The organism is Nitrospira marina (assembly GCF_059568365.1).
This window is the reverse complement of record NZ_JCANTH010000001.1, coordinates 3,661,652-3,677,047: the sequence shown is the minus strand read 5'-3', so window position 1 is coordinate 3,677,047 and position 15,396 is coordinate 3,661,652. Positions and strand designations below refer to the sequence as shown.

General features: G+C 50.7%; 14 protein-coding genes. 8 read left to right on the top strand and 6 right to left on the bottom strand.

Annotated features, from left to right (window positions below):
* The 5 genes from LX98_RS15670 (at nucleotide 1) to LX98_RS15650 (ending at nucleotide 4,436) form a co-directional block, all read left to right on the top strand.
* Nucleotides 1–1,326: a hypothetical protein gene (locus LX98_RS15670; RefSeq protein ID WP_496429794.1), complete on the top strand. Its 1,326-nt coding sequence runs from the start codon at nucleotides 1–3 to the stop codon at nucleotides 1,324–1,326.
* 11 nt (nucleotides 1,327–1,337) lie between these two features.
* Nucleotides 1,338–2,207 (top strand): rhodanese-like domain-containing protein, encoded by an 870-nt coding sequence (locus tag LX98_RS15665; protein WP_496429793.1) that lies wholly within the window; start codon nucleotides 1,338–1,340, stop codon nucleotides 2,205–2,207.
* 75 nt (nucleotides 2,208–2,282) lie between these two features.
* Nucleotides 2,283–2,639, top strand: coding sequence for a small metal-binding protein SmbP (gene smbP, locus LX98_RS15660; RefSeq protein WP_496429792.1), 357 nt, complete (start codon nucleotides 2,283–2,285; stop codon nucleotides 2,637–2,639).
* Between the two features lie 71 nt (nucleotides 2,640–2,710).
* The gene (locus tag LX98_RS15655) at nucleotides 2,711–3,511 is read left to right on the top strand and encodes a nitrilase-related carbon-nitrogen hydrolase (protein WP_496429791.1); all 801 of its coding nucleotides are present in this window, start codon (nucleotides 2,711–2,713) and stop codon (nucleotides 3,509–3,511) included.
* Between the two features lie 163 nt (nucleotides 3,512–3,674).
* A complete protein-coding gene (locus LX98_RS15650; RefSeq protein WP_496429790.1) occupies nucleotides 3,675–4,436 on the top strand; it encodes a helix-hairpin-helix domain-containing protein in 762 nt (253 codons plus the stop codon).
* A gap of 214 nt (nucleotides 4,437–4,650) precedes the next feature.
* On the opposite strand, the gene LX98_RS15645 is transcribed toward LX98_RS15650, so the two are convergent.
* From LX98_RS15645 to rpmB, 6 genes are all read right to left on the bottom strand, one after another.
* Nucleotides 4,651–5,400, bottom strand: a complete 750-nt coding sequence (locus tag LX98_RS15645; RefSeq protein WP_496429789.1) for an ATP-binding cassette domain-containing protein — start codon at nucleotides 5,398–5,400, stop codon at nucleotides 4,651–4,653.
* Complete coding sequence (locus tag LX98_RS15640) at nucleotides 5,393–6,679, bottom strand: FtsX-like permease family protein (RefSeq protein ID WP_496429788.1); 1,287 nt, start codon at nucleotides 6,677–6,679, stop codon at nucleotides 5,393–5,395. The genes LX98_RS15645 and LX98_RS15640 overlap by 8 nt, the downstream gene beginning before the upstream one ends.
* Entirely contained in the window at nucleotides 6,676–8,163 is a 1,488-nt protein-coding gene (gene lysS, locus LX98_RS15635; protein WP_496429787.1) for a lysine--tRNA ligase, read from the bottom strand. Before lysS ends, LX98_RS15640 begins: the two co-directional genes overlap by 4 nt.
* A 120-nt stretch (nucleotides 8,164–8,283) precedes the next feature.
* Nucleotides 8,284–9,406, bottom strand: a protein-coding gene (prfB, locus tag LX98_RS15630; protein ID WP_496429786.1) for a peptide chain release factor 2 whose coding sequence is annotated in 2 segments (ribosomal slippage) — nucleotides 8,284–9,336 and nucleotides 9,338–9,406 — 1,122 coding nt in all. Because the reading frame shifts where the segments join, the coding sequence is not laid out codon by codon here.
* Between the two features lie 20 nt (nucleotides 9,407–9,426).
* Nucleotides 9,427–11,055 (bottom strand): apolipoprotein N-acyltransferase, encoded by a 1,629-nt coding sequence (lnt, locus tag LX98_RS15625; protein WP_496429785.1) that lies wholly within the window; start codon nucleotides 11,053–11,055, stop codon nucleotides 9,427–9,429.
* Nucleotides 11,056–11,266: 211 nt separating this feature from the next.
* Entirely contained in the window at nucleotides 11,267–11,458 is a 192-nt protein-coding gene (gene rpmB / locus LX98_RS15620; RefSeq protein WP_342347262.1) for a 50S ribosomal protein L28, read from the bottom strand.
* Between the two features lie 530 nt (nucleotides 11,459–11,988).
* Here rpmB and LX98_RS15615 point away from each other — a divergent pair.
* The 3 genes from LX98_RS15615 to recG all read left to right on the top strand — a co-directional run bounded on the left by LX98_RS15615 (nucleotide 11,989) and on the right by recG (nucleotide 15,292).
* A complete protein-coding gene (locus LX98_RS15615) occupies nucleotides 11,989–12,318 on the top strand; it encodes a hypothetical protein (RefSeq protein ID WP_496429784.1) in 330 nt (109 codons plus the stop codon).
* A gap of 107 nt (nucleotides 12,319–12,425) precedes the next feature.
* Nucleotides 12,426–12,902, top strand: a complete 477-nt coding sequence (locus tag LX98_RS15610) for a hypothetical protein (protein WP_496429783.1) — start codon at nucleotides 12,426–12,428, stop codon at nucleotides 12,900–12,902.
* Nucleotides 12,903–13,075: 173 nt separating this feature from the next.
* Nucleotides 13,076–15,292, top strand: a complete 2,217-nt coding sequence (gene recG, locus LX98_RS15605; protein ID WP_496429782.1) for an ATP-dependent DNA helicase RecG — start codon at nucleotides 13,076–13,078, stop codon at nucleotides 15,290–15,292.
* The last annotated feature ends 104 nt before the right edge of the window (nucleotides 15,293–15,396 follow it).

The following is a 15,396-nucleotide window of genomic DNA, read 5'->3' as shown; positions in this document are numbered from 1 at the left end:
GTGATGAAATCAAAGCGATCATGGGGAGGAAAAGCGTGGTTGTTGCTCCTGTTGGTGCTGGGGGTAGGAATCTACATTTTTTACACGGAGATTCGTCCCACAGTCATATTCGGCTTACGAGAAGATTACGCGAAACCCATTCCCTATCAACAGATTCCAGTGGGATTGCAGAGCTTGAAAGCGGAGGAATGTGGAAGTTGTCATGTCGAAATCTACGAAGAGTGGAAATCCAGTATTCATGCCAAGGCCTTTCACGATCCGTTTTTTCAAGCCTATTGGAAAAAAGATGACAATATTTGGGTCTGTTTGAATTGCCATACGCCATTGGAAAATCAGCAACCGACTCTTATTCAAGAGCTTCCCCGTGGGCGTGTCGAAAAAGCCATTCAAATTCCCAATTACCGGTACGATGCGGAATATCAACAAGAAGGTGTGACGTGCGCAGCCTGCCATGTTCGGGATGGGAAAATTCTCGGTCCATATGACGATTCGGCGGCGCCGCATCCCACCCAATTTGATCCTTCCTTCAGAACGACCCAAGTCTGTTATCGCTGTCATAATGTCGTTTCGGGACCCATGCAATTCTACAATGCAGGGCCTTGTGGTACGTATCCTGAGTATGAAGGCAAGTTTTTCATGAAGGAAAAGGGACTGATTTGTCAGAGTTGTCATATGCCGGAAGTCCAGCGGCCGGTGGCCAAGGGTAGCCCTATCCGATTCGGTCGACGGCATCTCTGGCGAGGAGGTCATGATCCGGACATGGTCAAGCGAGCGGTCGCTGTCCAAGTGCAGGCCGACCCTCCGACACCCCAACCGGGTGACGACGTCAAATTGACGCTGACCCTGATTAATGCGGGGGCGGGGCACAAGATCCCGACAGGGGACCCTGACCGGTTTTTTACCGTTGAATTTAGGGTGCGCGATTCGAACGGTACGGTGGTGCATGAGCAATCTGATACCATGGGCCGTTGGATTCTCTGGCAGCCCGTGATTGTGGAAGTATACGATAACCGATTGCTGCCCCTTGCCAGCCGGGATTATTCCTTTGAATATGAAATCCCGGAACATGAAAAAGGGTGGATCGTTCAGGCGCGGATTCGGTATCATATTCAGACCGATAGTCAAAATCAGATGTTGAGAGATCAGTATGGTCTAACGGCTGATGATCCATATGTCTTTACGATCTATGAACGGGAGTACCCCTTGGATGCAACCTTGTCTACGGTGATACAGGATCAGGAACCCGATCTTAGGGTAGGGTGTATGGCACCGTCCGATGGGCTTACTCCTCATCCCCCGGCAGATACGTCTTCACTTCATTCATAAAGGAAAGCACTGTGGCCGAAAATTTCTTCATTGATACTGAATCACTTGCCCAAAATCTGGGCCGCGAAGACTTGGTCATTCTTGATGTACGAGGCCGCGCCGCTTATTCCTCACACATTCCCGGTGCCGTTCACAGCACTTGGCATGAGTACAGCGATCCCTCGGCCGTGGCAAAGGGGGTCTTAGATCCTGACTTTGGGAGAATTGAACAGCGCCTTCGAGCGCTCGGTATTAACCAGTCCAGTGACGTGGTTATTTATTGCAACCCCTTCGATAATTGGGGTGATGAGGGACGCATGTTTTGGATGTTAACGTATCTGGGGCATTCCAGCGTCCGGATTCTGGACGGTGGGTGGGTCAAGTGGACTGCAGAGCAGCGTCCCTTTGAACATGAAGCAATTCAACCCAAGCCGGGCGATTTTATGGTCAAGGCCAATCCGGACCTCATTGTGAATAAGGATGGATTGAAAAAGCTGGTCAAAGGACCCCATCCGGATACCATTATTCTTGATGCCAGAAGCGTTGAGGAATATGCGGGGAAGGAGATCGATGGGTTGCCTCGGGCCGGCCATATTCCTTCTGCCATCAATATCCCGTGGAACCGGTTTTTACAACCGGATGCCACAGTGAAACCTCCGGAGCAGGTCAAGAAAATATTTGAGGACCACGGGTTACGGGACAATCAGGAAATCATGACATATTGCCTGGGTGGGGTGCGGGCGGCTTGGGTTTTTTGTCTATTGCGATACGTCGGGTTTCCACGAGTGAAAGTTTATCCAGGGTCATGGTGGGAATGGTCACGTGATTTCGCGGCACCGGCGGAAAAAGATGTGAAGTTATTATATCGAGTCACCAATCAGGATCAAATGAGATCATCTTGATCTTGTGTGTGAGGGATGAGAGGATATTCCAAACTCTCAGCTTAATATTTATTTACTTTTTCAAGGAGGTCAGGGATGAAAAAGCAAGCGGTTGTTAGGGGAATTGGTCTGTTCGCCATTCTGGGTTTACTGATTGCGGGGTCATGGGGGTCTGTCGCTCTTGCAGGAGCCAATCCACATGTGGGTGAAGCGATTGCCCATGCCGAGGGAGCCGTTAAACATGGCGAACAGGGACATGCTGATGCGTTGGTTGAGCATGCGCAAGAGGCCTTAAACCACGCCCAAGGCGCCCAAAAGGACGTGAAAAATCCTCATTTAGACGAAGGGGTTCACGAGCTCATGGAAGCGGTGGAACATGGCAAAGCCGGTCATGCCGATGTCGGGACCAAGCATGCGAAAAGCGCAGTGATGCATTTGAAAGAGGTTAAGTAATCATAAAGCCTTAATCTGATGAAAGAAGCGGGTAGAGTTCACCTCTGCCCGCTTTTTTTTGTGGGGTGGTGATGTCCAAGATCAGTGGAGGGTATTTTCAATTTTCTCCGGTGTTTGGAGAAATTCAACGTAATCTAGAAACCATCCTGAATGCCATTCATAACTTTGAAGGGCATCTCGTTGTTTTTCCCGAACTTGCTCTCTCGGGATATCAATTTCTTTCTAAAGACGAAGTCCGGGAACTGGCTGAAGACATTCCTTCCGGTCCCGCTATTAAAGCTCTGGAGAAGGCTGTTCAGGGACGTGACCTGCACGTCGTGGTCGGGTTGGCTGAACGAGACCATGACCGGTTATATAATTCAGCCGTGCTGATCGGGCCGAAAGGGTATATCGGGAGATATCGGAAAACCCATTTATTTTTTGAGGAAACCCTCTGGTTTGATCCTGGAGATACGGGATTTCTTGTCTGGGATATTGGAAGGGTTAAGGTGGGACTTCTCGTCTGTTTTGATTGGTTTTTTCCGGAAGCCGCAAGAAGTCTGGCCATTAAGGGCGCCGATATTCTATGCCACCCCAGCAATTTAGTGTTGCCCTATTGTCCTGATGCCATGGTGACGAGATGCTTGGAAAACGGGGTATTTGCCATAACAGCCAATCGAGTCGGTCGTGAACAGCGTGGGGAAAAATCCGCATTGCCATTTATTGGCATGAGTGAGATTGTGGCCCCCAATGGACAGATTTTGTGTCGGGCTTCCCTCAAAGACGAAGAGGTTGGTCTGTCCGAGATGGATATGGCGGAAGCCCGCGACAAACGAATCAATCCCTATAACGATTTGCTCAAAGACCGCCGTCCTCAATGGTATGTTTTGTAAGTGGCATGTAGTTGGAATCCACAAGCCAGGGCGCCGCTAGGCTTGACATAACCGGGAGGATGCCATAAATCCTGAATTAAGGGTGTAAACCCAAAGAGCCAGGCAGGAGCAGGAAGAGTTTTCAAGGATGAATCTTTCTATTGGCAGGGACGAGGAGGATATTATGAACAGGTGGTTGGTTATTTTGGTCGTGCTTCTATTGGGATTGCCCGGGTGTATGGTTTCGAAGTCGAAGTATGAGGCATCGGTGGCGGACATGGAATCGGCTAAGGCCGAGTTGGAAAAAAGCCGGATGCACCAGGAAGCCCTTGAAGAACAAATACGCAATTTAAAGGGGTTGAACGAAAAAGTTTCCACAGATTTGGAGACGATGACCACCGAGGTGCAACGGATTAAAGAAGGACGAAAAAATGAGCACACTTTATTGGAAACACGTGAGCGGGAATTGGATCAGGAGAAAGAGCAGCTCACGTCCAAATTGCGTGTGGTCGTGGATCAATATCAAAAAGTGAAAGCGCAAAACAAAGCCCTGAAAGAGACAGTGTTGCGCTATCAGAAGGAATTAAAAGATACCCGTGAATCTTCCATAGAGAGTTCTGCCGGAGCGATGAAGTCCTTGGAGAAGCCTGACATGTCCAAGACCGAAAGTGCCCCGTCAGTGAATTCCAGCCCGATCGTTTCGTCCAAACCACCTGTGCCTAAAATTGTGACGCCCCCAACCCTGCCCAAAATCGGAGAGGATTTAGTCAATATTAATAAGGCGCCAGTGAGTGATCTCGTGTTGACGCTGGGGTTAACTCGGGAGGTAGCTGAGGAAGTGGTTTCAAACCGGCCTTATCGCCTCCGTGGCGAACTTGTAGCGAAAAACATTATTCCTAAAGCCACATTTGACGAGATCAAGGACCGTATTACGGCTTCTCCCTAATGGAAGTGATGGACAATGCCGCCAGCGGCGTTCTCGCCGTCTGGCCGTGCTCAGGTACTCCTCCGTACGCTCCGCTCGTCCAAGCAGCTGCAGCCTTCCCTTCGGCATGACTCAGGGCAGGAATGGACCAGCCTTTTTGAACACTCCCAGCATTCTTCATCAAGGAGAACTTCGTCAACAAAGATGGAGTTCTCCATTTTTGTTCGGTGTAGGCTTACGACCTGTCCTCTGGGGTTGAGCTATCCGTCAGACAGCGATCCTGGATAATTTGTCCATCCTGCAGTTGAATCAGCCGGTCGGTTTGCAGTGAGAGTTTTTCGTTGTGGGTCACAATCACGAAGGCTGTTCCATGCGTATGATTGAGTTTTCGTAGAAGTTCAAATAATTCATCACCGGTATGCGTATCCAGATTGCCTGTAGGTTCATCCGCCAACACCAGGTCAGGGTGCCGGATTAAGGCTCTGGCCACGGCGACACGCTGCTGTTCCCCTCCTGATAATTCTCCTGGTTTATGGTGCAGACGGTGAGAAAGCCCCACTTCAGATAGAAGAGATTTTGCGGCGTCCATGGCCTGCTGTTTGGGAATTTTTTGAATGAGCGCTGGAAGATAGGTGTTTTCCAACGCGGTGAATTCCGGAAGAAGGTGATGGAATTGAAAGACAAATCCGATGGATCGATTCCGAAATCCCGCTAACGCGGTTTCGCTGACCCGGAACATATTCTTTCCTTCAAACAATATTTTTCCACTTGTCGGGCGATCCAAGGTTCCCATGATGTGGAGCAGGGTACTTTTGCCTGCGCCTGAGGCTCCGACAATCGACACCATTTCCTTTCGAGCCAAAGTCATGGAAATGCCGTTGAGGACATGCACCGTTTGCTTGCCCATCTGAAATGAACGACAAAGATTGTCGATAGAGACCAATGGCACCTGGGGCGTGAACTCTGAGTCGATTGGGTTATTCATAACGAAGAGCGCTGACTGGGTCTAACTTCGCTGCTTGCCATGAAGGGTAGAACGTGGCAGCAAAACTGATCAGGATGGCCGAGGTGGCTACTAACAGCACATCCAATGGCAGGATGTGCACGGGAATGCGGGATATGTAGTAGACGGAGGCGTCGAAAGTCCAATAGTTCTGAATGAGCCACAAAAAGGTATAGCCGAGTGGGACGCCAATGCCCGTTCCCACGATTCCAATGACCAACCCGTTTAACATGAAAATCCGCATGATGGCTCCTGGGGTGGCGCCCATGGCTTTGAGGATGGCAATTTCCCGTTGCTTTTCGTTGACAATCATCGTCAAGGTCCCCACGATATTGAACGAGGCGACCAGGGTGATCAAGACCAGCAGAAGGAACATCATGGTCTTTTCGAGTTTCAATGCCGAAAACAAATTTCGATTTAGCTGCATCCAATCACGGGCGATAAAGATGTGACCGAGAGTGGCCTCTAATCGTTGGGCAATCTGCTGGGCCAAAAATACGTCGTTGACTTTGACTTGAATCCCGGTGACTGTCTCTCCGAGATTAAAAAATTTCTGGGCCTCTTCCAGGCTGATATACGATAATGAAGAATCATATTCGAACATGCCGGATTCGAACACGCCGACGACGGTGTAGGGCCGAATTTTCGGTGTCATGGTCAACGAGGTCATGGGGCCGACAGGTGAGACGACGTTGATGGTATCGCCAATAAACACGCCAAGCCGAAAGGCCAATTCCTTCCCCAAAATAATTCCTGGCGGGTTGGAGGGCGCAGGAGTGGGGTTGTCCCGAACGGAATCAGGAGATGTTGATGTGGGTGGGGCAAACGGGCGGGTCAGGTCAGCCAAATCCCCAAATTTCATGTTGGCTTCTATATCGGTCACGCGTGTTTCCTGTGAGGGCTGAATGCCCCGGAGGATGATCCCTTGCACGGCCGTTTTGGAAGTGACGAGCACTTGTTTGAAAATAAACGGGGCAGCGGCTATCACATCGGGAACGGCTTCAATTTGATCGATCAGGTCCGCATAGCCTTTCATGTCATTGCTGCCTCGTTCCTGGACGATCACATGCGCAGTGGTACCAAGGATTTTCGACTGGAGATCCTCCTTGAAGCCGGTCATGATGCCAAGCGTGCCAATGAGTGCTGCGACACCAAGCGTGATCCCGGTGATGGAGATAAACGTGTTCAGCGAAATCGTTCGCTGCCGACGCTTGGCCCGAAGATACCGCAGTCCGACTAAAATCTCATATGGGAGGGTCACGAAGGCCGATCCGGTCGAAGTTGGGGAAAAAGAATGACATCGCGAATCGAGGCCTGATTGGTGAGTAGCATGACGAGTCGATCAATCCCAATACCTTCTCCTGCTGTGGGAGGCATGCCATATTCAAGGGCTCGAATAAAGTCCTCATCCAGATAATGGGCTTCGTCGTCTCCCGCATCCCGCAACGCCACTTGCGCCTCAAAGCGTTGTCGCTGGTCTAATGGGTCGTTTAACTCCGAAAATCCATTGGCTAATTCCCGTCCACCAATGAAGAGTTCAAATCGGTCGGTCAGGGCCGGGTTGGATTCTTTTTTCCTGGCCAAGGGAGAGATCTCAATGGGGAAATCGGTAATGAATGTTGGTTGAATCAAAGTCGGCTCGACTGTAGCTTCAAAAAGGTTAACGAGGATGTCGACATGGCTGGCTTGCGGCACATAATCAACACCTAACCGTTTTGCCGCGTCTATGGCTTTCTTCTGGTCGGACAGGATCTCAGGATCCAACTTGTTGACCTCTACGATCGAGTCCAAATAGGGCACTCGGCGCCAGGGTGGCGCCAGAGAAATGCTTTGGCCCTGGTACGCCACCGTTGGGCCTTCGCACACTTCCAGACTCAAGGTGTGAAACAACTGTTCGGTCAGGTCCATCAGATCATGATAATCCGCATAGGCCTGATAAAATTCCAACATGGTAAATTCAGGATTGTGAATGGTGGAAATGCCTTCATTGCGGAAATTGCGATTGATTTCAAAGACGCGCCGGAATCCCCCGACAATGAGGCGCTTGAGGTATAATTCCGGTGCCACGCGCAAGTATAAATCGACGTCGAGGGTGTTGTGATGGGTCACAAACGGGCGTGCCGTGGCTCCTCCAGGGATGGAATGCATCATCGGCGTTTCTACTTCGAGGTAATCTCGTTCCGTGAGAAACGAACGAATGATATTGATGATTCGACTGCGCGTACGGAATACCTGGTGTACCGATGGATTGGCAATCAAATCCACATAACGTTGCCGATACCGGGTTTCAATGTCGGTGAGCCCGTGCCATTTTTCCGGAAGAGGACGTAACCCCTTCGTGAGAAAAGTGAGGCGATGGACTTCTACCGTGAGTTCGTCGGTTTTGGTGCGAAATAACTTGCCTTCGACTCCGATCCAATCCCCTAAATCAAACGACTGCGAAAGCTCGTAGGACTGATCCCCAAGCAGATCTTTCTTGAGATAGACCTGGAGACGATGGCCTTCCTCCTGTAGGGCCGCGAAAGCGGCCTTTCCAAAACGGCGCATGGCCACAATGCGTCCGGCCACCGTGCACGATATCGGTGTGCCTTCAAGCTCTTCTTTGGTTGAAGCCGTATACGATTGAAGAATCGCCTCAAGGGTGTGTGTGGTAGGAAAGCGTGTGCCAAAGGGACGGATGCCTTGATCCTGGAGCGCCTGGAGTTTTTCCAGCCGTTGTTGTTGTTGTTCGTTTAATTCTTCCATAACTCACATGGCTCTACTGATTCATGAAGGTGAATGTCTCAATGGTTGTCTGGTCAGCACATGGAACACGAATATGGCGGTGATGAATCATGAAGGCCGGGTCTCGGATGTGGATGCGTGTTAATTGGCCGGCATATGTGAAGCCTTCGAGGCCTTCCTGGTTAAATACGCTTCGATAAAAGCGTCCAACCCTCCATCCATGACCGCGGCGACATTGCCTGACTCATAGTTGGTCCGGTGATCTTTGACCATTTGATACGGTTGAAACACATAGGAACGAATTTGGCTACCCCAGGCGATATCCTTCTTTTCTCCAACAATATTTTGAAATTCAGCATCTTTCTTTTGCTGTTCCAGCTCATACAGCTTCGCTTTTAACACTCGCATGGCGCCGATCCGGTTTTGTAATTGCGACCGTTCATTTTGGCATTGCACCACAGTTCCCGTGGGAAGATGGGTCATGCGAATAGCGGTTTCCACCTTGTTCACATTTTGCCCGCCCGCGCCACCCGCGCGAAAGGTATCGACTTTCAGATCCTTATCATCAATCACAATGTCAATGTCGTCGTCCAATTCCGGATAGACCCCCACTGCGGCAAACGAGGTATGCCGACGCTTGTTGGCGTCAAAAGGGGAAATGCGAACCAGCCGGTGGACGCCCGCCTCTGAATGCAGGTATCCATAGGCCAATGGCCCCGCAATGGCCAAGGTTACGCTTTTGATGCCGGCTTCATCGCCGGGTTGCAGATCGATGGTTTCCACTTTGTACCCCCGTTCCTGAGCCCATCGAATATACATGCGCATGAGCATCTGTGCCCAGTCCTGGGATTCGGTTCCGCCTGCTCCAGGATTAATGCTGAGAATGGCATTATTCTGGTCATGTTCGCCCGATAACAATTGTTCCAATCGCCAGGCTTCCAACGTGGCCTCAATGTCTTTGATGCCCTTGCTCCACTCGGCTTCTAATTCCGGATCCCCTTGTTGGCCAATCAGATCAAGAATGGCGAGAAGGTCATCCCGTTGCTGGTCGAGTTGGTGAAGGCGTGCGAGTTGGCGTTCGATCTCGGCTTGACGTCGTCCGGCTTTGGCAGCCTGACGGGGATTGTTCCAAAAATCCGGTTGGGAGGTCTCCCGCTCGAGTTCTTCCAGTTCAGTTGTTAGCCGAGGAACGTCAAAGATACCTCCGGAATTCCAGAATGTAGTCGTTGATTTTGTCCATTCGAATGCGAATATCTTCGAGCATGGGCAGCACTCCTCTCGTGGCTATATCGGCGAAGACCGTGGCTTGGGGATGGAAAGCGGTGTGGTAAACCGACACCAGGTGAACAAAATACATGCTATTATAACACAACCCCAACTAAAGACATCCCCAAATTGAGTGTAAAAGGTGGGTGGTGAGGAACGGAGGGGGAGTAATCCCGTCACCGCCTGTTCTGAGAAAATTGATGTCTGGGAAAGAATGTGTCCGTCCGGGGCAATGAAGCCGGAAATTCCGGTGTTGGCGGCCCGGGCAAACCCTAAATGATTTTCCACGGCACGAAAAACGACCATGCCGAAATGTTGATACGGCGCAGCAGAATCCCCGAACCAGGCATCATTGGTAATCGTGACGAGAAAATTAGCGCCCTCCTGGGCCATCCGGCGAACCAGATCGGGGAAAATCACTTCGAAACAAATAGCCACCCCGAATCTCGGACCACTGCCGGGTGGCAGCGTTGGGACTTGCATGGTCATGACTCCCTGACCCGATTTGAAGTCCCCGATCCCTACCACGAGCTTATCCAGAAAAAAGAGAATTGATCGCAAGGGGATGTATTCCCCAAATGGCACGAGATGACGTTTGTCATACCGGTCTGAGGCTCGTCCTTCAGCCGTCACTAGAAAGGCACTATTGTATAAATAAGGACGGCCGTCCTGTTGAAATCGAAGTGTGGGGCTGCCAAATAGCAACGAGTTGTGAGTGTTTTTCGCAATATCAAGGACCTGTTGCTGGTAGGCGGGTTCCTGCTCGAAGAGAAAGGGTGTGGCTGCCTCCGGCCAAATGAGCAGGTCGGTATTTTTCCCCGCTTTGAGGCTGAGTGAGGCGTAGCGTCGAAGTGTCTCATCCCGGTAGGCCTCGTTCCATTTGACGGCTTGATCAATGTTGGCTTGGACCAATCCAATGGACAAAGTGCGTGCCGAGGCGTCAAGGTTGGCCTGTTCCTGCACCCTCCAGGTTCCATAGGCGAGGACGAGACTCAGTGCGCACCCAAAGCCTGTCACCGACACCCATGGTCCTGGAAGGGCCAAGCCTCGTCTTTTGCCGTAGATCCATAACAGAAGAGAAGTCAGAGCAACATTTCCCATGACAATTAAAAATGAAACCCCATAGACTCCTGTCACGTCGGCAAATTGAATAACCGGGAGCCATTGGTATTGAGAATAGCCCAAGAGCGCCCAGGGAAACCCGCTCAACGCATGGGTTCGCACAAATTCCAAGGCGACCCACAAGGCGGGAGCTCCCAGCCACACGAGTTTGGGGCAGGTGTGTTGGAACTTGGCATATCCCCAGCCATAAATGCCCATGTATAGGCCAAGATAGGCAGCCAAAAGGAGCATCAACAACGCACTCACCATGAACGGCACTTGACCAAATTGATGCATGGCTGTGATGACCCATGTCACGGTCCCTGCAAAGGCGATGGTTCCGGCCAGCCATCCATAATACAAGGCCCGCCTTGGAGGGAGGTCATGAATAATCATTTGGAGCGGAACCAACACCAACCAGGCCAGCCATCCAAGATCAAAGGGCGGGAAGCTCAGAGGATGAAAAATCCCGATTAAGGCGAGAGCGAAAAAAGGGGCTATTGTCCTGCGGGACGGAAAAAATGAAGGTGGAATGGTCTGCCCCACGTTAATAGGGACCAGCGGTCGTTTCCAGGGGCGAGCCCTGCTGATTTGTCAGATATGGGCGTATTTCAGAGTGCCACCTAAGAATCAGTAGGGATATCGGCTGGAAAGGAATGAAGTAATGATGACAGTCGAATTGGTGAATACAATTCAGGGCTACAAGAACATCAAATGGGAAATACCGTTCACCTCGCATGAACGGCCTGAGAACCGACTAGACGGCTTTTTGGACCAATCCGGACCGCAGGCAACGGGTGCAGACTTTAATGCGTTGGGCAGCACCCTTCACGAGAGCGCGAACCGTGCGGAGATTGGGTCGAAATACACGTTTTGTCCGATTGTTCGCGTGACTGACATTGTTTCCCACTAAGCGGTTTTTTCCGCACACGTCACATGAAAAGGCCATGGTCTTCTCCCTGATATAAAAAAAGGACAGAATTGTCGATTAGAGTCTGTTTGTTACCACAGGAGCTATTGTACACACAAGTGCTCGATAATGAAAATTTTCTGTGCTCAGGGAAGCCTCCACGATGAAAAGGTGATTCTTCGACGTGAGCGTAGAGGTTCCTTGGAAGCCGCTCTTACGAAAGAAGGATAACGATCACGGAGTGGTTTAATGGTGCGCGGTAGATAAGCATTAGACTTTGCAGTAAACTTTTCCCTAAGAATGCGTTGAGGCAACATTGTGGAGTAGTGCAAGTGACAGTCGAAGGACTTGCGTCACTATTGGGAGGAAGCCCATGCTAAACACATTCTTTGTGCTTGTTCTTGGTTCAACCATTTTGATTATGGGCCGCTCTACTCCAGGCGTCAGAATCCCAGTGACATCAGAACCTGATGGGGCATATATCACATCAGAAGGACCAGTATCAGGGAGAGTACCCGTTGTGGCCTTCTGGGAGATGCAATCCCTTGAAAATTCCTCGCGAGACACGAATGGCTGCTTTCACCTCGGAGGATTCACAGCAAGATGGGCAAGTGGTGGGGCGGTTACAGAAGTGCCGGTGTTGGAACATTGCGGTGACGCAGATGGCGATTCCGCCTTGTTATGTTACGCAACATGACGTCATCCGTAAGTTGTTCACACGACGGCATTTGGCGGCTATCATCCTACAATGCCAAGACCTGACAGAAACCGGAGCCACAGATATTCTTCTCTCCACTCCGGCCATTGTATTCAGGAATCCAGACACAGATTTTCCGCAGGTCTTTGTGGCCCAACACCTAACCAGGCTAGATGTATCACATACTGTCACGATCACTTAATCCGGAGAATCAAAGCTGGAATGTCCGAATTAACACGCCTATTATATCCGCCAGTTTCTTAAACGTGTGACACTAACTTGTTTGTTTTTGACAAAGGAGGATTCACGATGAATCTGAAATTTCCTGCAAGGGATCGGCGTTATCCGTTTATGATGGGTCTTGCGATGGTGAGCATTCTGACCATGCTCTTCGGATGTCAGCAGCAGCCCAGAGTCGATACGATCGTCATTCAACCCAATACCTGTCCGCTTCCGGAAGACTTGTCAACAGAGGATCAACATAAGGTCAAGAAATTTGGTGCGGAAATATCAGGACTCATGTCTAGCCTGGCTGGAGGAAAGTTGGATGCCGACGTACAAAGCGCTCTCAAAAGAAATTATCCGGACGCGGGAGATGTTAATCGCATTTATGCATTGAGTTATGCGGCCTGTGTCTCTTGCCGAGTGGATCCAAATGATGTGAAGGGATGTGCCCAACGGTTCGATGACATTATTGATAAATTTACCCCGAAAGAAACCGCTCCGAGCCATCCGGCGAAGGGGTATCGTTCCAAGCTCCTGGAGCCTCTGCGAGGCGCGAAGTAGATTTTCTCTAAAAGGACATGGTTCTGCGGAGCCTTCGGATTGGTGTTATGAAAGCGTCATTTCCCTCTCCCTTATTTCCTCTCAGCCATCTGCGCCCAGTGGGATTAGATGTATTCAGTCCTTCTTGGTCAGGCGAAGGGTTCTGACTTCATAAGCTTTTTGGTTTAACCATTATGCCAAGTCATTCCTCGCTCTCTGAGATTCCCATTCAGTTTGCCAAAGGGGTGGGACCCCGGAGGGCCCGCCTGCTGGAAAAACTAGACGTGCAAACATTAGAGGATGCTTTCTGGTTTTTACCCTGGCGATACGAAAACCGATTGGAAGTGTTGCCCATCGGGAACCTCCTCCCAGGCATGAAGGCCACCATTAAAGGCAGAGTGCAGAAAGTGTGGGTGAAAACCACCTATCGAAGACGTCTGGTCGTGGTCACGGTGACGGTGAGGGATGAGACGGGTCTTATCGAATGCGTGTTTTTTAACCAACCCTATTTGGAGAAAACCTTTGTGCCTGGTGTATCTCTGTTATTGACCGGTCCAGTCCTGTCCAATTCTTCTGGAAGTTCACCGATGACCATGCGCGGGCCGGAGTATGAATTGTTGGATGAGGACGAATTGCCGGACATGTGTGGGGGCCGGATTGTTCCGGTCTATCATGAGACGAATGGGTTGAGCTCCAAGCAGATTCGACGAATTATTCGATCAATTTTTGACCATCATGCCGATCAGTTACAAGAGATGTTGCCCTTAACAATGCGAACACAACTCGGAGTGCCAACCCTTTTTGAGGCATTACCCGTCTTACACTTCCCCAATCAGGAGCGTTCGGTGGAGGCCTTGAATGCCTACGCGACGCCAGAGCACCAACGCCTGGCGTTTGAAGAATTGTTTCTCCTGCAATTAGCACTCGCCATGCGGCGCCAAGGGCAGACTCAGGACATTGAAGGCATCCCATTTGTTGTTCGCAACCCGTTGGTTGAACGGCTGAAAACCGTGTTGCCCTTTTCGCTCACTTCGGCGCAAGCGCGGGTGATCAAGGAAATTAGCCATGATATGGGACGGCCAACCAGTATGAACCGCTTGCTGCAAGGAGATGTCGGGTGTGGGAAGACCGTGGTGGCTCTTCATGCCATCGTGATGGCCTGTGGGTCCGGATATCAAGCTGCCCTGATGGCCCCCACGGAAGTGTTGAGCGAACAGCATTATCTGTCGTTGCTCCCCCTATTTGAGGCTCTGGGTGTCCGGTGCCTTTTGTTGAAGGGCGGGCAGTCAGGACGCGAGCGCGGGAAAATACTTGCGGGAATGCAGTCCGGTCAGGTGCAGGTGGTGGTGGGTACACACGCGTTGTTACAGCCGGATGTGCACTTTGCCAAGCTCGGGTTGGTGATTGTGGATGAGCAACACAAATTCGGTGTGCTGCAGCGCGCGCAGCTTCGTGGGAAAGCGCCATGGCATCCCGATGTATTGGTGATGACCGCCACGCCTATCCCCAGGACCTTAGCGATGACGCTGTATGGGGATTTGGATGTGTCCGTGATTGATCAGTTTCCTCCAGGAAAAAAACCTGTAAAGACGATGTTGTTCCCGACCGGTCAACGGAAAGACGCGCATCGTTTGATGCGAAAAGAATTAGAAGCGGGGCGGCAGGCCTATGTGGTATATCCGCTCGTTGAACCATCAGAAAAAATTGATTTGCAGGCAGCCATTGAGGCTGCCGAACAATTACGCGAAGAATGTGCTCCATTTCGTATCGGTTTGCTGCATGGCCGATTGCCGTCCCGCGAAAAGCAAGCGGTCATGGCCCGGTTTAAAAAGAAAGAGATTGATGTGTTGGTGGCCACTACTGTTGTCGAGGTCGGGTTGGATGTTCACAATGCCACGGTCATGCTCATTGAACATGCGGAACGGTTTGGATTGGCGCAATTGCATCAATTGCGGGGCCGGGTAGGGCGAGGTCTTTCTCAAGGGTATTGTATGTTGATTCATGGCCTGGGGAAAATTCCTCACTATTCCCAGCAGATACCCTTGAAGCTTGATCCCAGTCGAATGTCGCTCGATGAGATCGGGAGGCGTTCCCAGGGGGAAGCGTTTTCCCCTTCTACCGCGAGGCGACGCCTCGGGGTGTTTGCACAATGTGAAGACGGCTTTGCACTGGCGGAAGAAGATTTGAAGATTCGTGGGCCTGGGCATGTCTTAGGGGTCAAGCAATGGGGGGAAATGGATTTTCGTGTGGCGGATTTGGCTCGAGATACCGTGTTGTTAGTAAAAGCGAAACAAATGGCAGGAGAAATATTGGAAAGTGATCCACGGTTGACGCTGCCTGATCATCGCAATCTCAGGGAAACATTGGTTCGAAAATGGGGTGAAAAGTTCGCGCTGGGTTCCATCGGATAAATATGGGACTGGTAATAATGGGGAATAAATTAGAATGCCGCGCTATGATTTAAATAATTTAAATATAGGAGAAGCGGGTCAGCATATCCTGTTTGACCTGCATA